Annotated in this window: 15 protein-coding genes; 7 read left to right on the top strand and 8 right to left on the bottom strand. The window is 46.4% G+C overall.

Annotated features, from left to right (window positions below; all coding sequences use genetic code 11):
* Nucleotides 1–385 precede the first annotated feature (385 nt).
* From E5S67_RS06490 to E5S67_RS06480, 4 genes are all read right to left on the bottom strand, one after another.
* Nucleotides 386–1,771, bottom strand: coding sequence for a hypothetical protein (locus tag E5S67_RS06490; RefSeq protein ID WP_172186249.1), 1,386 nt, complete (start codon nucleotides 1,769–1,771; stop codon nucleotides 386–388).
* A 404-nt stretch (nucleotides 1,772–2,175) separates the two neighbouring features.
* Complete coding sequence (locus E5S67_RS32285; protein ID WP_216670233.1) at nucleotides 2,176–2,313, bottom strand: hypothetical protein; 138 nt, start codon at nucleotides 2,311–2,313, stop codon at nucleotides 2,176–2,178.
* A gap of 112 nt (nucleotides 2,314–2,425) precedes the next feature.
* Entirely contained in the window at nucleotides 2,426–2,578 is a 153-nt protein-coding gene (locus E5S67_RS32280) for a hypothetical protein (protein WP_216670231.1), read from the bottom strand.
* A 338-nt stretch (nucleotides 2,579–2,916) separates the two neighbouring features.
* Nucleotides 2,917–3,150, bottom strand: a complete 234-nt coding sequence (locus tag E5S67_RS06480) for a hypothetical protein (protein WP_172186248.1) — start codon at nucleotides 3,148–3,150, stop codon at nucleotides 2,917–2,919.
* A 94-nt stretch (nucleotides 3,151–3,244) separates the two neighbouring features.
* Here E5S67_RS06480 and E5S67_RS06475 point away from each other — a divergent pair, with 94 nt between their 5' ends.
* Entirely contained in the window at nucleotides 3,245–4,300 is a 1,056-nt protein-coding gene (locus E5S67_RS06475; RefSeq protein WP_172186247.1) for a YheT family hydrolase, read from the top strand.
* 317 nt (nucleotides 4,301–4,617) lie between these two features.
* On the opposite strand, the gene E5S67_RS34660 is transcribed toward E5S67_RS06475, so the two are convergent.
* A complete protein-coding gene (locus E5S67_RS34660) occupies nucleotides 4,618–4,779 on the bottom strand; it encodes an N-6 DNA methylase (RefSeq protein WP_246276646.1) in 162 nt (53 codons plus the stop codon).
* Nucleotides 4,767–5,069, bottom strand: a complete 303-nt coding sequence (locus E5S67_RS06465; RefSeq protein WP_172186246.1) for a hypothetical protein — start codon at nucleotides 5,067–5,069, stop codon at nucleotides 4,767–4,769. The genes E5S67_RS34660 and E5S67_RS06465 overlap by 13 nt, the downstream gene beginning before the upstream one ends.
* Nucleotides 5,070–5,697: 628 nt before the next feature.
* Between E5S67_RS06465 and E5S67_RS06460 the strand changes: the two genes are divergently transcribed.
* The 3 genes from E5S67_RS06460 (at nucleotide 5,698) to E5S67_RS06450 (ending at nucleotide 9,312) form a co-directional block, all read left to right on the top strand.
* A complete protein-coding gene (locus E5S67_RS06460) occupies nucleotides 5,698–7,290 on the top strand; it encodes a metallophosphoesterase family protein (RefSeq protein WP_339382758.1) in 1,593 nt (530 codons plus the stop codon).
* Between the two features lie 136 nt (nucleotides 7,291–7,426).
* Nucleotides 7,427–8,155 (top strand): DUF3891 family protein, encoded by a 729-nt coding sequence (locus E5S67_RS06455; RefSeq protein WP_172186244.1) that lies wholly within the window; start codon nucleotides 7,427–7,429, stop codon nucleotides 8,153–8,155.
* A 179-nt stretch (nucleotides 8,156–8,334) separates the two neighbouring features.
* Entirely contained in the window at nucleotides 8,335–9,312 is a 978-nt protein-coding gene (locus E5S67_RS06450; protein WP_172186243.1) for a YegS/Rv2252/BmrU family lipid kinase, read from the top strand.
* 43 nt (nucleotides 9,313–9,355) lie between these two features.
* Here E5S67_RS06450 and E5S67_RS06445 read toward each other — a convergent pair whose 3' ends face one another.
* Nucleotides 9,356–9,712, bottom strand: a complete 357-nt coding sequence (locus tag E5S67_RS06445) for a hypothetical protein (protein ID WP_172186242.1) — start codon at nucleotides 9,710–9,712, stop codon at nucleotides 9,356–9,358.
* A 465-nt stretch (nucleotides 9,713–10,177) separates the two neighbouring features.
* Between E5S67_RS06445 and E5S67_RS06440 the strand changes: the two genes are divergently transcribed.
* From E5S67_RS06440 to E5S67_RS32275, 3 genes are all read left to right on the top strand, one after another.
* A complete protein-coding gene (locus E5S67_RS06440; protein WP_172186241.1) occupies nucleotides 10,178–10,357 on the top strand; it encodes a hypothetical protein in 180 nt (59 codons plus the stop codon).
* A 99-nt stretch (nucleotides 10,358–10,456) separates the two neighbouring features.
* Entirely contained in the window at nucleotides 10,457–14,953 is a 4,497-nt protein-coding gene (locus tag E5S67_RS06435; protein WP_172186240.1) for a WD40 domain-containing protein, read from the top strand.
* Between the two features lie 19 nt (nucleotides 14,954–14,972).
* A complete protein-coding gene (locus E5S67_RS32275) occupies nucleotides 14,973–15,209 on the top strand; it encodes an antitoxin (protein ID WP_216670230.1) in 237 nt (78 codons plus the stop codon).
* Between the two features lie 120 nt (nucleotides 15,210–15,329).
* Here E5S67_RS32275 and E5S67_RS06425 read toward each other — a convergent pair whose 3' ends face one another.
* Nucleotides 15,330–17,057 (bottom strand): ABC transporter ATP-binding protein, encoded by a 1,728-nt coding sequence (locus E5S67_RS06425; protein WP_172186239.1) that lies wholly within the window; start codon nucleotides 17,055–17,057, stop codon nucleotides 15,330–15,332.

Genomic DNA, 17,057 nt, shown 5'->3' with positions numbered 1-17,057 from the left:
CTTGTAAGAATTCGGCTGCCTATCTTTTTTTACCACAAGTGGGTTAAATCTTTACGCTCTCAGGGTTTGGGGCGGGTTGTCACCCCCCCAGGTAAAATTTAGATGCGCCTGGGCTTACCGAGATTAGCGGAACTCAGACAAAAACTGAGGCGAAAATGGCTTCAAACCTAGATAAAGAGAGACTTTTAGCTCTAATAAGCATAAATCTAGTATTTACAAGGGTTTCAGGCATTTTTAGCTCATCGACCTCTTTCCCGCGATCGACAGGTCTTCAGCCCCTAAAGGGGCCTTAAAATGTCTAAGTCCCACTAACCGGAGATCGTGGCTGAACTCAATAAACCAGGTTTCTGCGATCGCGAACTTTTTAAGATTGTGCTAACCTCTCTTAAGAAAGAGTTTGGTGAGCTAATTTAACTTTCCCTAAAGCCATCTTCCTGCTGTCAAAGAGTTTCATCACCCCGGAGGAGATGGTGTCGATTACATCGGGAGAACAGTAAGAGAGAAACTCTTCCGAAGAAATATGACCTGCAAAAAAATCTTGAGCTTTCTTCAAAAAGTTTTCTGTTTCAGCAAAGCCGATAGATTTGATAATAAACGTAGCTACGGGAGAGTTTTTAATATCGTAGGGTGATTCTTGATTTCGTCCTATTGCTAACAAATTCAGAACCTCTCTTTGTAACTGACTTTCTAAGGGGTAGGCTATCTGTTTGTTGGGTAAGTAGTCCTCCAAAACAGAGGTTTTAAATCCTGGCGTGCGCAATTCTCCCATCATAGTTGAAAGCGGAATATCGCGCCCCAGACGGTAGGAAAGAGCTTCTAAAATAGCGATGGTAATTAACTTTATCCCTAGATAAAGTTTAGCAACTTCGATATTTTTTCTAGTTCGGGCAATCAGGTTAGCGTAGGTTTCATCGTCCGGCTCTTGCATAAACTGCTGGAAAACCAGTTCGGGTTTGAGGAAGTTCAAAAATCCTTCCATTTTTTGCAGAGACCTGCGATATCCACCAACAGTATAGGAATTGACATTGCTCAATTCGTGGTTGGTTTCTGGCATCAAGTTCCAGGTATTGTCTAAGAAATTAGAGGAATTTGGAGAGGCAAAATTCTCTACATCCCGATTTGCTAACCTGACCGATCGCTTGACAATTTCTACGGTTTCGGCATCGCTCCATCCCAATTTAAAATCGCGGTTCGCACTTACCAAACGCTGGTGCAAAAGTTCGATCGCACTCAAACCGCTGGGCGCAACCGGACGAAAAGGAATAGTAGCTTCGATGCAAGCGGCGATTTCGGCGATCGTACTAGCTGGCAAAAAAGCCTCCAAACATTTGCCAGCAATAACGGCACTCAAAAATTCGTTTTGGCCGGCAAACGGAGAGAGAGTCTTGCCGGGAATAAACCCAAATACTGAAGCCACTAGGTGATACATCGCATCGTTGGGCAGTTCGGTTTCATCTCTAATAACTAACTGCGATCGCACCTCTTTGACAAAAGGAGAAAGGGCGCTGCTAATATTGAAACTGACACCCTGATCGACTTGCACGTACACGAGGTCGTGAAACAGCGCAGCCAGCACCTCGATCGGATCGACTGACCCCCCGACCTCAAAAATGTGTTCCGACGTGTGAAAGTAGCGCCAAGGCCCTCTCATCGTTTGAATGATGAGCTCAGCTATCTCCTCCAGCATCGGAATCTCTACTCGACCTCCCAATTGCTCGATCGAGCTTACCAAGCAATCCAAGCACCGTTTTTGTTCTCCCAAAAGCTCCATTTACGCACCTCCAGTGCATTCCCTGATTGTCTTGCGTTTGATTGCATGGTATCAAAACACGCTGCTATCCTGCCATGATTCGTCACTCAAAAATTGCAAATTTTAGGGAAAAAGAGGGAGAGGGGGGAGGGAAAGAGGGAAAGGGGGGGAGGGGGAGAGAGGGAGACGGAGAGAGAGGGAGATAGGGAAATTAAATATTAAAAATTCTGCATTTGTGGAGATTCGGGCAACTTGGGTGATCGGTATCATAAATTACAGTCAACCTGAGAAAAAGTTGGTAAAGCCTTGATGAATTTTTGATAAATTTTTGATAAATTTTTGACAAAAGCTGTGGGTGGGTGGCTGGCAATTCAGCTTTAAGCTGCTGCGGTGTAAATGCTGCGTCCAGCCTCAGAATAACATTCCTAGAAGTGCTGGTAAACCCCTTGACATTTGCGCTGATACGCTTCGGTTGAGTAGCTTTCGGGCAGCCGATCTAAAATTTCCTCGATCGCCACTTTAACTGCTGCCTTGGTTTGCTGTCGCCTGCGCCAATCTAACACTAATTTTTATTGCTTGAGGGTTGATAAAAGTTCCTTTGCTACTTTCTTGATTTCGTGCTTTTCTTTCTCGTTAAAGTAATATCGGGTTGGTTAATAAGTCAGAAATCGCTAATTATTCCTCTGCCCAATTCTCGGATATTGCACATTTATCCTCAAAGTTGAGTTCTTGGGCAAACTCCACCAAATCGGCAAATAATGTCTCGACATTGCGATAACTGCTGTTGTATTCATCAATCAGTTGCGGGAACTTGTCTAAGTAATTCATTCGGCTTTTGTTGAGGCGTAGCATCTGGGTTAGTTGGCTGCTAATTATGCCTTTGAGTTTCTCTGTTTCGATGTGTTTGTAACCCGATGCAAACTGGGCTTTGAGCCAGAAATTATATCAGCATGAAGGTTGGTAAAAGCTTCACAGATTCTGAATTCTGGAAACAGATTTCTGTAATAGCTACAATACTCATCAATCAATTTCAAAGTCGAATTAGCTTGGCGAGGCTTAACCATAGACCCAGATCAGCTTTGAGAGATTTTAGTCTATTATACTCGGACGCTTTGTGACAGAAGAGCGATACCACAAGAGTTTTGAATTTTTTTATGTCGGGAGGGTTAGCGATCGCCCTCGCCAAGTCCAGCCCCAACCGATTTCTGTTTTAGCTGAATAGCCCTTGCTGTGAGTGCGGATTTGCTATCGCCTGGAAGTCTCTGGCGGTAAAGCTTTCCCAGTTGCTCCATCTGGTTTTTCTTTAAACCTATAAGGTTGCCGTAGATAGGTCTGTCCTCGCTTAGATAGAGTTTATTTACTATTTTGGCTTGACTTCGCCCTTGAGTGCATTTACTCAAAAAATATTGCAGTTTTCAGGGTTAGTCGCTAGAATAGCCAAACTGTCAAGTAAAATCATCCCAACAACGAGACAGACATTTCCGATATCCGCTTATGACCATTGCCTATACTCCACCTTGGCTGCTCAACAACGGCATATTAATGACGTTGTACACCGCATTAAGGGCTAGTCGCGGTTGGGAAAAGACGATCCCTTACCCAGAGCCCCCTTACCGAGAACACATCTTTACTGGTGCCTGTGGAGTCCCGATTTTCGGCTGGGTTGCCATCCCCGAAAATCCCCGATATACCATTGTCGGCACTTACGGCATTACTGGCGATCTGGATAATCAATGGTTTCTGAGGCTACTAGGCCGTAAAGCCTATGCCCAAGGCTGTGCAGTGGTATTATTTGACTGGCGAGCTCACGGCAAAACAGCCAAACTTTCTCCCACCCTGACTTCTGATGGCCTATACGAAGGCGAAGATTTCGTTCGGATTGCTGCCGCTGCTAAAGAAATGGGATGTCCCGCGCCTTTTTGGTTCACGGGTTATTCCCTGGGCGGACAATTAGCCTTGTGGGCTGTAAAATCAGCTCAGACGATCGCAGATTGGGGGCCTGACTTAGGGATCGAAGAGTCAGAACTAGCAGGCGCGGCGGTGATTTGCCCCAGCTTGGACTCGAACCGTTCTCTGTCTTATCTAGTTAAAGATGAGTGGGGGAAATTTTTAGAAAAAGCGATCGCGCGACAGTTAAAAAAACTAGCAAAAAAGATCGCCGCATCGCATCCAGGGGCGATCGATCCTGCCGCTATTGAACGCGCCAACAGCATTTGGGGCTTTGACCGCGAACTGGTAATTGGGCGGTTAGGTTTCTCCTCTGTGGAAGAATACTATGAGGCTAGCAGCGCTCTACACATTTTGCCTCACCTCAAAAAACCCACTTTCATCCTTTATGCAGCGGACGATCCGATGTTTGACCCGGTGCTTGTCTCTGAGTTGCAAGCCATTAGCGCGAACAATCCTGCCTTAGAATTAGTGGTGACAGCCTACGGCGGTCATGTTGGGCATATCAGTAGTAAACGTTGTCAGCATCAATTTGCTGATAGCGATCGGTGGTGGGCATGGAATCGGATTTTACAGTGGTTCGATGCCTTGAGTGTTGATTGAGATTATCAAATAAAATCTGAACACTCGTCGGCAATAGTTGCGGGGAGGAAAGGATTAGGGGGTTTAATCCCTCCAGTCCAGAACCTTAAAACTATTTTGCAAAAACACCAGACATCTGGGCACAAGCTGAATGGCTTACTGGAACTCAATTGTGCATAATTTGCACAGCCGCTTGATTTCACATTGATTTGACGACAGCATCAGGATTAGAAACAATTTTAGTTAAAAACTGGTGAATAAATATCGATTAATTTATTCGTTTTTTTGAGAATTGTGTCAGCTATTAACTAGGTAAAACTCAAGCTCCTACTCTCAATCTAATCAAACCGCAAATTGCGATAATTACTGTCTCGTAATGCCTTTTTCTTAACCCAATTTTTTATTGAGCCACTCGAAACCAGCATTCCCCCAGCACCGCAAGCCGGGTCTAAAATTCCCCCGCAATTCGGCTCTATTAAATCGACAATCAGCTTTCCCAGTGAAATTGGAGTAAAAAACTCTCCGCCTTTGGGCCCTTCTTTTTGAGCAAAATTCCCCGGAAATACTGATAAAATTTCCTAAACGCATCCTCATTAATATTTGGTCTGGGAATTCGATTTAAGATTTTCAACAACTCCCGCAGAATCGGTTTTTCCAAGCTGTAATAATTTATAGGTAAACCGCCGCCCAGTTGCTCATTTTCATCTGCGATCGCCTTCATCGCCGCATTAATCCCCCCGCCAATATTCTCTGCTTCCGGGCGATCGATCGAATAATCATGCGCGGGCAATTTCCGGCAAATAAAGCGCCCAAGAGTGCCTGGTAATTGTCTTACCCACGGTGCGCCGCCTGGTGCTTCCGGCCGCTATTTCTCCGGAAACCAGGGCAAACTTATAGTCAGCATAGAGGAGAAAAACCAACCCCAAAACGGGGAGGGAATATTGCGAAGGCTTGAGTTTAGAGTTGGCCCGCTCGTTCGTCGGCTGCTTCCCAAAGGCGTTTTTCGAGTTCGGTGTAGAAGGCTTGCATTGTTAGTGTTATCTTCCACGTCGTTGATAGATTCCCTCGTCTTCGGCAACAAACAGCACCGCCTCGTACAAACCCTTATTTGAGTTTAGATACGAGCGATCGTATCTAAACCAAAGAAACCGGGTTTTTGGCCGTTGCTGTCGGTGGTAACGAAGTATTTTCGTAAAACACCCGGTTTCTGACTGCCTGCGCGTCAAACCAAAGAAACAAAGAAACCGGGTTTTTGGCCGTTGCTGTCGGTTTTAACGAAGTATTCTCGTCCCAAACCCGGTTTCTGGCCACCCGCGCGTCGATTTTCAGCTTTTAGAGAGAGGTAAAAACTCGCCCGATCGCTACACTATGATTAACTAGGAACTCAGCAATTTGGGAGAAGAGGTGAATTGAAATTCGTGTCCGACCCGCGAATAACAGTCAAAATCCGCAAAATGAAAGAGCGGGTGCGGTGGCAAGAACAGTCGATCGTCGATCGGGGAATCGACCAAACTCGGATGGTTTTGGAATCTCCAACCACCGACTCTCCAGAGTTTTCGTTTTTAGTCGCAGGCGACAGCGGCACGGGCAACCACCGCGGCCACAATCCCCAGCGACAAGTGGCCGAACTGATGCTCTCGGAGCGCGAAAATTGCCGTTTCCTCCTCCACACGGGCGATGTCGTTTATCTCGTCGGTTCCAGCGAATATTACTTGCAAAACTTTATTCGCCCCTACCGAGAATTTATAGTCGGCGGCGAGCAACCCTCTCGGATTGCCCACGATCGCATGGTGTTTAACTTTCCGTTTTTACCCGTACCGGGAAACCACGACTATTACGACTTGCCCATAGTCTACGGCCTTCTGTCGGCGACAGCTTTGCCGCTGCGCCGGCTGTTGGGTTCCAAGTTGGATCTCGATGTCGGCTGGCACGGTTCCGATCGCGGAAATACCTACGCTAAAGCCTTTCTCGACTACCTCAAAGCTCACAAAATGCCGGGAGATCTCGATCGCCACCTAGACGCCCACTACACCGCCAGCACCAGCACCGGCCGCTGCCTCCGCTATCAACCCGGACGCTTTACCCGCTTACCCAACCGCTATTACACGTTCCGCAGCGGCGGCATCGACTTCTTCGCCCTCGACTCCAACACCTTCAACGAGCCCTTGCCGATCCCGAAAACCAAACAGGGCGACATTCGCCGCCAGAATTTGGAACTCGATCGGCAGAAGTTGGAACAAGAAAAATTGGCAATGCTCGAAATCTGCGCTCGGCTGAACCCCCAAATTCCCGAGGAAGCCGAACAGCTAGACGACTTGGCAGCCAAATTAGAGCAAGTTGACGAAATCCTGATGGATATTGACAAACAACTGTCCCCCGACAAAACAGCTACAGACGTTGAACAGCTCGAATGGCTGAAAAAAAGACTGATTGCGTCTTGGGCTGATTCCGAGGTGCGGGGGCGGGTAATTTACCTGCACCATCCCCCCTACGTGACGGAGGCGACAAAGTGGAATCAAGCTCAAACTTTGGCGGTTAGGTTGCGATTGCGCGAGGTGCTCGACGGGGTGGCCGATGCAGTTGGGGAGGTGGCGCGGGGGCGTCCGCTAGTAGATTTGGTGCTGACGGGCCACGCTCACTGTTTGGAATACCTGCGGACTGGGGATACCGGACACGGCGACTCTGGGATTAATTGGATTGTCTGCGGGGGAAGCGGGCACAGTCTCCGCCGCCAGCGCCCGGAAGGGCCGGTGTTGCAGGAAGCGTCAAGTCCAGAAGCTTATCGCTCGGCGCGCGAGGGCGGGCGATCGCAAAAAGACTCTCGGCGGATAGCGGAATCTTTGCTATTTGTCGGCCGCAGCGGTCAGGGTTCCCACAAACGCCGTCCTTATTCGTGTTTGCGGATTGATGTTCTTGATGGGTGTCCTCCCAAGTTCCGCATCCGACCTTTGGTTGTCGAACGATTTGAGGGAAAATGGCACGAGATCTCGATCGAACCTTTTGTGATTTAACTTTCGTTTTTCTGTAAGTCTCGATCCCCCTTAAAAAGGTGGACTTTGACCGATTCCGGTTCCCCCCTTTTTTAAGAGGGGTTAGGGGGGATCGAGAGCTGAATGCTCTATCAACTTAATTCAGGACAAAAATTCAATGATTGCTAACTTAACCCCTACCGGCTGGGAAATTATTTACCACCGCGCCCACGCTTTGCTCGCGGCGCAACTTGGCGGACAGTGGAAGCGCTCGAAATCTCCGGTTCGCCTCTACGAAACCATAGCGGCTATTTCGCATCACGATGATTTGGAGAAAGAGTGGGAAGAAAATATTTTGACTGAAGCGGGCGCGCCCTTTGATTTTACCTTGCAGACGGAAACCTCTCTGCCGAAAATTAAAGCCATGGCGCAGAATGCCCTATATCGCGGTCGCTGGGTAGCAATGCTGATTTCTATGCACATGAGCTTTCTCAATGAAGGAAAGCGGGGAGAGTCGAAGGAACTCGACGAGTTTTTGGACGAACAACTGGAAAATCAAAAAAAATGGCGCAAAGAGTTGCAAGTTTCCGAGAAAGATGCTAAGGCAGCTTATGCTTTTTTCCAGTGGTGCGATCGGCTATCATTAATTCTTTGCAGCCGCGAGTTACCCGCCGGAGAACGAGCTTTAGAAATTAGTGTCGGCCCGGACGGTAAGCGCTACGATATTGTACAGAACAGCAACGAACTCGTGACTGTAACTCCTTGGCCTTTTGAAGAAGATAAGTTTACTGTTAACGTCGAAGCGTGCCACTTGGATCAAGTCAAGTTCGACAGCAACCAGGAAATTAAGGAAGCGCTGCACAAAGCTCCCCGCGAAGTCTTAGAGTGGACTTTTGTCAAGTCTTAATTGAACCTCTAGCAAAAATACTGCACCGTTCTAGGTTTGTAGGGAGAACTTCAGCCACTCGAGTTTTATGAGGACTGAAGTTCTCACTACAAACCAATTTGATTGTTGCCGATTGAACGGACATAATATTATCAATGAGCCATCACCAATTACCGATTACCCATTACCAATTACCAAATATGAAACGTTCAGCCTGTCTAATTTTCAATCCCGTCGCCGGCAACAGCGACCCCGACCAAGACTTAGCTAGAATTCAGGAACTTTTAGAGCCTTTTATTGACTTAGACATTCGGCTGACAACCCGAGAATTAGACGCAGATCAAATCGCCCGCGAAGCAGTTGCTAGGGGGGTTGAGGCAATTATTGCTTCCGGGGGCGACGGCACATTATCCGCAGTGGCTGGGGCGATTGTGGGCACAAATATTCCTTTAGGAATTATTTCGCGAGGAACTGCGAATGCTTTTGCTAATGCTTTAGACATTCCGAATACAATTGAAACCGCCTGCGCCACTATTTTTGGAGGGTTGACGCGGGTGGTGGATGCGGCGATTTGCAACGGTGAAATGCCGATGGTTTTGTTAGCTGGAGTGGGTTTTGAGGCGGAAACCGTCGAACTAGCCGATCGCGACATGAAGAATCGCTGGGGAATGCTGGCTTACATTCTGTCGGGAATTAAACAGTTAAACAATTTAGAAAGATTTGAAGCGGAAATCGAAACCGAAGATAAAATTATCAGCCTTACTGCTGTCGCCGTGACAGTGGCGAATGCAGCGCCGCCTACTTCCATTTTAGCTCAAGGGCCTGCCGGGATTATTTTTGATGACGGCTTGCTGGACGTGACGCTGGTGGCGCCTCAGAATAAAGCTGGGGCGATCGCAGCTTCTTATCATCTATTGCAAACAGCTTTGAGCGGCAATGCTACGGATCGCGACGACATCGGTTATTTGCGGGCAAAAAAAGTAACAATTAGTGCCGATCCGCCTCAAAAAGTTGTTGTAGACGGCGAAATCATCGGCATGACTCCGGTTTCTATTGAGTGCGTTCCGGGAGGTTTAACTATTTTTGTACCGCGAGTTGAAGAAGAGCGCGTGGTGGAAAAACTCACCGGTTTAGCGGACATCGAAATTACATTGAAACCCTTAGATGAAAATTTTTAGCGACACAAACAATAAGAAAGACCGCCCGGGCGGTCTTTCATTTTTAGGCGTCTAAAATTTGGCGAATGCGGCGCTCCAAACGTTCGAGATCGAGTCCACCTTCATCGCGGCTGATGCGGCGCACGGTGACGTTAACATTGCTCAAATCTGCCAGCAAATCTTGCAGGATTTCTTGTTGCTGCCTAGCTTGAGTTATTTCGCGCGGTTCCTGCACGAGGTCGCGGATGATGGTGTCTTCGGCTCGCGAAGCAACGATCGGGTCTGCTTCGCCATCTATATGCACGAAAGTGCGGCGACCGGGCCCCCGTTCTTCTTCAATTGGTATTACTGCTGTTACTCGATCGGAGCGTACATATTTGCCAAATCCCAGGTGGACTAAGACAGAAGATTGTATTTTCATAGATAGCAAGATTTATTTGTTAGTTATCTATATTTTAACTTTGAGAACTATGATGTGACCACGAATCTGAGAGCTATTATTACTACAATATATGTCGGTTTTTTCTCGCTATTATAGTGGTCATATTTAGTAAAAAATGGTAATATATTTTAGGAGATTCCCACGCTGCTGCAGTGGTTAAAATATTTCCACAATCAGACAGTCCGGCAGTGGTTAAAATATTCCCACAATCCGACAGTCCGGCAGTGGTTAAAATATTCGCATAATCAGACAGTCCGGCAGGGGTTGAAACCCCCGCCTCATAGCGAAAGTCCTCTTAAGAGGACTGAATAATTTATTTAAAATTATCCTATTTGTGGGTAAAAAATTCGCAAATAATGTTAGTGCATATCAAGATAATATTTGGGTCGAATCAAATTACTAAATAAAATATGATTCCATAGTCCTCTTTAGAGGACTTTTGCTATGAGACAGGGGTTTCAACCCCTGGCGGACTATCGGAATATGGCAAATCTCGGATTGTTAGATTCCTGTCGGAATATGGCAAATCTCGGACTGTTAGATTACTGTCGGAATATGGCAAATCTCGGATTGTGCGAATCTCGGACTGTCAGTGCGCGACAGTTGGCTGATGGGTTAACATAAAATTAGAGCAGTTTGCGATCGCCCGCAACACATTTCAGGGACACAGCCTACCGATTTGAGATTTGAGCATTACAACCGCGGATAAACAGGAAGACCTCCATGATCCCAATTAGTATCGACTTAGTTATCAGTCTGGTGACTGCAATTCCCATCGCTTCCATCAAAGACAAGCTTCAGCGCAACGAAGCTGTCATCAAATTATTAAAAAAATTCAACATCGAACCCGACGCGCCGCCAGCCGATTTCGCGGGAGTCTATGTTTATACTTTAGTAGAGTATGGCGCTGGGAAACCCAAGCAGATTTTAGAACTATTTCGGCAACCAGAGATTAAAGAAGCATTTCGCAAAGCCTTCGAGTCCGACAGCCCAGCTATGCTGGTGAAAGCAGGCGAAGAATATCTCAGCCAGTCTGCTTTAGGCCAAGAAATTCGAGATTTAGGCATTGACCCCAGACGGGAATTCATGGCATTTGCAGCCGTGTTTATGGAAGTAGCAAAGCGGACGCGGACGCTGGGAGATGTGATGGTGGGAAATGCGATCGCCTCTTTGCAAAAACGCCTATCTATGGTAATGGATCGCATCGAACGCCTCCCCACTATCGAAGGAATTCGCACCGAATTTGCACGCTTAGAAACCGAAGATTATCTGGCACTTCCCGCAGCAGCATCAACGAATATTCAAAAGTCTCAAGCTTTTATTTTATCGCAACAAGTTCGCGGTTGGTTTGAAACCTTAAGTTATAAGTTTGAAACCTATCAAATCTCGGAAGATAACTATTTTGAATGGATTATCAATGTTCCTGTCAGACGCAATCGGTACGATCGCATTTTAGTGCGCGGAATTGCCGGAGAAGCGGGACTCAGAGACATCTCAGCCTTGCGCGAATCTGTAGCAAAACAGCGCACCGATGAAGGTTGGTTAGTCACTGCCCGCCGCATCAGTCGCGCAGCGCGGGATGAGGTAAAGAAAGCCGAAAATCGCGATCTAGCTTGCTATACGTTTGATGAATTACTCGACCAAGATGCCGATTTTACCGCTTATCTGGATTGGCTAGAAACAGAAATTACCAGCCGAGGAATTGATACCAAATATGTGCCGCTAGCTTGTACGAAAGAAGAAATCGACCCCGATACTCACCGCAAGATAGGCGTGAGTCATTATGGCGATCGAGATGGCTGGATCGAAGGTTATCTTGACCTGTGGTTAGATGACCCAGTAAAAGAACATATTTCAGTTTTAGGAGAATTTGGAACCGGGAAAAGTTGGTTTGCGATGCACTATGCTTGGATGGCGCTACAACGCTACCGAGATGCTCAAAAGCGCGGCTTAGAACGTCCGCGTTTGCCGTTAGTAATTCCTTTGCGAGATTACGCCAAAGCAGTTAGTGTCGAGTCGCTATTTTCCGAGTTTTTCTTTCGCAAGCACGAGATACCTCTGGCGGGTTATTCGGCTTTTGAACAACTAAATCGCATGGGTAAATTTCTGTTGATTTTCGATGGTTTTGATGAAATGGCCGCTAAGTGCGATCGGCAAGAAACGATCAACAACTTCTGGGAACTAGCAAAAGCCGTCGTTCCCGGCGCAAAAGTCATCCTCACTTGCCGTACCGAACACTTTCCTGAAGGCAAGGAAGGACGGGCATTGTTCAATGCAGAACTGCAAGCATCAACAACCATTTTAACAGGCGAAACTCCCCAATTTGAAGTCTTAGAATTAGAGAAATTTAACGACGAGCAAATTAGGCAAGCGCTGTCATTTCAAACAGAAGCGGCGACAGTTGAAAAAGTCATGGGAAACCCGCAACTATTGGATTTAGCGCGTCGCCCGGTGATGACCGAGTTAATTTTGGAAGCATTGCCCGATATTGAAGCTGGAAAACCAGTCGATATGTCGCGGATCTATCTGTATGCGGTGCGGCGGAAGATAGAGAGAGATATCAAAGCAGAACGTACTTTTACTTCTGTAGCAGATAAGCTTTACTTTTTGTGCGAACTGTCTTGGGAAATGCTGTCTACCGACCAAATGAGCCTGAATTATCGAGGTTTTCCCGATCGCATTCGAGGCCTGTTTGGTTCCGTCGTGCAGGAGGAAAAAGACTTAGACCACTGGCATTACGACATGATGGGTCAAACGATGCTAATCCGCAATGCAGATGGCGATTACACTCCGGCGCACCGTTCGTTATTAGAGTTTTTTGTCGCTTATAAATTTGCAGCAGAATTGGGAGTTTTGGCGGCAGATTTTACCGAATTAGTTGCGCCTGAACAGTCTTGTCTAAATCCTGATGCAGCCCCTCAATCGTACACTTGGTCAAATTATTGTCGGCTTCAGGCCGAGAAGAGAAATAAGGGTGAACTTATCGCAGCTTTGAAGGGATTTGTTGCTGAAGATTTAGGGCAACTCCGTCAGAGTTTCGGACACGCACCGGTGACAAAAGCAGTGATGGATTTGTTGTTACCAATGGTAGGGGCTGTACCCTCGTGCCGGTCCTGCCTCGATGTAGGGGCAGCTACGGAGGAATTATTGGAAATTCTGGAAGCAACGCGGGGAAAAACTGAAATTGAGGTAGGTTATGTGGGAGGGAATGCGGCGACGCTGTTGGTGAAAATCGATCGCACTGCGTTAGAAACAAAAGACCTTTCTCGTGCGGTTATTTTAGGTGCTGATTTGACAATTGCGACGCTGCGTCGCGTCAACTTTGCTGAAGCTAATTTGGCTAATTCTGATTTTACTAAAATCTTCAGCAGCGTGCGATCGGTCATATTTAGCCCTGATGGGAAACTGTTAGCTACAGGTGATACTGATGGCATAGTTCGCTTGTGGGAAGCTAGCAGTTGCAGAGAAATATTGACCTGTAAAGGACATACCAACGTGGTGGAGTCAGTCGCCTTCAGTCCTGACGGCAAAATACTTGCTAGCGCCAGTTATGACAAAACGATCGAGTTATGGGATGTCAAAACTGGTGAATGTTTAAAAGTTTTGCAGGGACATACCGAATCAGTAATGTCAGTCACCTTCAATCCAGATGGAAATATACTCGCTAGCGGGAGTTACGATCGCACGATAAGGTTATGGGATATCCGCACGGGTGAATGCCTCAAAATTTTGCAAGACCATACTAAAGTTGTATGTTCAGTTGCTTTCCATCCTGCAGGTGAGATGCTTGCCAGTGGAAGCGGTGACGAAACAGTGAGGCTGTGGAAGATCGGTACTGGTGAATGTGTCAAAACTTTGCACGGTCATACTAAAAACGTGTTTTCAGTTGCTTTCAATTCTGCTGGTGAAATACTTGCTAGTGGAAGCGGCGACAAAACAGTGAAGCTGTGGAATATTGGTAGCGGTGAATGTCTCAAAACTTTGGAGGGACATTTCGATCAAATAAAGTCGATCGCCTTTAGCCCAAATGGCGAAATACTTGCAAGTGGCAGTCACGATCGCACAGCAAAACTGTGGGATATCAACAGCGGTGAATGCTTGAATACTTTGCAAGGGCATAACGATCGAGTAGGGTCAATCGCCTTCCATCCTGGGGGTGAAATACTTGTTAGCGGCAGTTACGATAAAACGCTGAAGCTGTGGGATATCAACAGCGGTGAATGCTTGAATACACTGCAAGGGCATAGCAATCAAGTAAGGTCGATCGCCTTCAGTCCTAACGGTGAAATGCTAGCCAGCGGCGATGACGCGCAAACAGTCAAGCTGTGGGATATCAGCAGTGGTGAATGCCCCCAAATCTTGCGCGGACACCTTGATCGGGTAAACTTAGTTGCCTTCAATCCTTCGGGTGAAATACTTGCCAGCGCTAGTTACGACCAAACACTGAAACTGTGGGATATTCGCAGTGGTGAATGCCTCCATACTTTGCCAGAATTTGGCAATGAAACACGATCGATCGCCTTCAGTTCAAATGGTGAAATACTTGCGAGTGCAGGTTATGACCAAACGGTGAGGCTGTGGGATATCGGTACTGGCGAATGCCTCAAAACGTTGGACGGGCATAACAATTCTGTACACTCGGCTGCTTTCAGTCCTTTGGGCGACATATTTGCCAGTGCAGGTTTTGACGGAACGGTGAGGCTGTGGGATATCCATACTGGTGAATGCCTCCAAATCTTGCAGGCGCATACGAATTGGGCACCCGGGATCGCCTTTAGCCATAACGGTGAAATACTTGCCACTGGAAGTGTCGATCGAACAATAAGACTATGGGATGTCCGCAGCGGTGAATGCCTTCAAATTTTACAGGGGCATACTGATTGGATACGTTCAGTTGCCTTTAGTTCTTCTAGTGAAATAGTTGTTAGTGGAAGTGTCGATGGAACGGTAAGATTATGGGATATCAGTACAGGTGAATGTCTCAAAATTTTGCAAGGTCATACCAGTAGAATTAACTCTGTTGCCTTCAATTCAGAAGATCAAATTATTGCTGCTTGCAGTCGGGATGGCACAATTATACTTTGGGATGTTGAGACGGGTGAGTGCTTCAAAATACTGAAAAGTGATAGACCTTATGAACACATGAATATCAAGGGTGTTACGGGTTTAACGGAAGTTGAAAAAGCCACGCTCAAAGCTTTAGGGGCTGTTGAAAATTAATCATCGCCAAGGAGGAAATATGCAGTCAGCAATACGGATTACAACCAAAGTTCTTGCAGGAAATAAACTGGAAATTCAAGTGCCGCCTGAATCTGTGGGCGAAAAGGTTGAAGTTTTTGTGACCATACCAGAAAACATCCTGCTCTCCAAAGAAAATCCTTGGAAAACTTTTTTTGATAGTTTGAAGATGTTCTCGGACGACTTTATGCTAGTTAGGGAGCAGCTTTGTGTGGAGACTAGAAAGGGTTTAGAATGACATTATTACTAGAGGTATCCTGAACAGGACTTACCCACGGGTGGTCAGAAACCGGGTTTTTTTCGAGAATACTTGGTTGAGAGCAGCAGAAACGGCTAAAAACCCGGTTTCTAACGTAGCCTACTGACTAAACTGTTGAGCGTAGTAGCCTGCGTATCGAGATCCCTTTTCCAGCAACTCCTCGTGCGTCCCAGATTCCACAATTCTGCCTTTTTCCAAAACTAAAATGCGATCGGCTCTCCGCACAGTAGCCAAGCGGTGCGCGATAATAAACACAGTGCGATCGCGCATCAATCTTTCCAGCGCTTCTTGCACTAAACCTTCGGATTCCGAATCCAGCGCCGATGTCGCTTCATCCAAAATCAATATTCTCGGATCAAGCAAAACTGCACGGGCGATCGCAATTCTTTGTTTCTGTCCCCCAGATAAGTTTACACCCCTTTCTCCTACCCAAGTTTGATAGCCGTCGGGAAACTCACTAATGAATTGATGAGCGTTAGCAATCTCCGCAGCTTTTTGCACATCATTCAGTTCATAATAAGATCGCCCAAAAGCGATATTTTGAGCAATTGTACCCGAAAATAAAATCGTTTCTTGCGGTACAATTCCGATTTGCCTCCGCAGAGTATTTAAGGTGACATCTTGAATATCAATACCGTCAATTAAAATCTGTCCCGCTTGCGGATCGTAAAATCTGGGTAGCAAGTTTACTAAAGTAGTTTTACCCGCACCGGATGCACCCACGAGAGCAATCATTTCTCCGGGAAGCACCAACAAACTCATGTTTTGCAGAATTGGTGTCTCTGAGTTATAGGCAAAATTAATGTTACGGTATTCGACTTTGCCTGTAACATGGGGAAGTTCAGTTGCCCCAGGCTTTTCGACTACTGTTGGTTGAATTTCTAATAGTTCAAAAATGCGATCGCTAGAAGCTTCTCCCTGCTTAAAATCCCCGTAATTAGCAGTTGTGATAGCGATCGGGTCAATTAAAAGTGCCACCCCTGCGATATAACTTATAAATTGAGTACCTGTGAGATTTCCTTGAGAAATTTGCCAACCTCCCAGGAAAAAGAGCAAAATCACGCTCATCGCTTCCAGAAAGCCAACTACAACGAATTGAAGTGCTTTTATTCGTTCTGACAAATACTTAGCGCGGCGGTTTTGTTCTGCTTCTTCTGCAAAGCGGGCAATTTCGTAGTCTTCAGCCACAAATGCTTTGATTAAACGAATGCCGCTGAATACTTCAGTCAGCAAAGCGGATAAATCAGAGATGCGATTTTGACTTTGCCGCGAGTAACTTAGGAGTTTTTCACCAAACCAGCCAATTAAAATAGCCATCAGCGGTGCAATAATTAATGCACCTAGAGTTAATTGCCAGTTGAGATAAATCATATATCCCAGGACGGCAATTAGCTGCAAAACACAAGGGATAAACTGATGGAAAAATTTATTTACGACTTCGCCAATGCGGTCAATATCTTCTGTGAGGCGGTAGGATAAGTCTCCGGTTTTGGCAGTTTCAAAGTAGCCGATATTGAGTTTTTGCAGGTGGGAGTAGACTTTTTTGCGGATTTCTAAAGCAATAGTCAAAGCTGCTTTTGCCATCAGCGTATCTTGACCGTACTGGGCTGTACCGCGAAGTAGAAATATAATGGCGCTGAGTGCAGCAATTTCAGCAAACCCTTTTAAATCTCCTTGGCCTATAAATTTGGCAGTTTCGCCAACCAGCCACGCTATAATCGGCCAAAATACGGTAAATACTACGGTACAAGCTAATGCTTTACCGATGGTTTGTTTTTGGGGACGGAGGTAGGGTAAGATTTGCCAGTATGTCGATCGAGTTTTCAA

Origin of the sequence: Microcoleus asticus IPMA8, from assembly GCF_013179805.1 — a bacterium.
GTDB lineage: Bacteria > Cyanobacteriota > Cyanobacteriia > Cyanobacteriales > Microcoleaceae > Microcoleus > Microcoleus asticus.
Note: the sequence above shows the minus strand (reverse complement) of the source record. Positions and strands in the feature narration are given on the sequence as shown.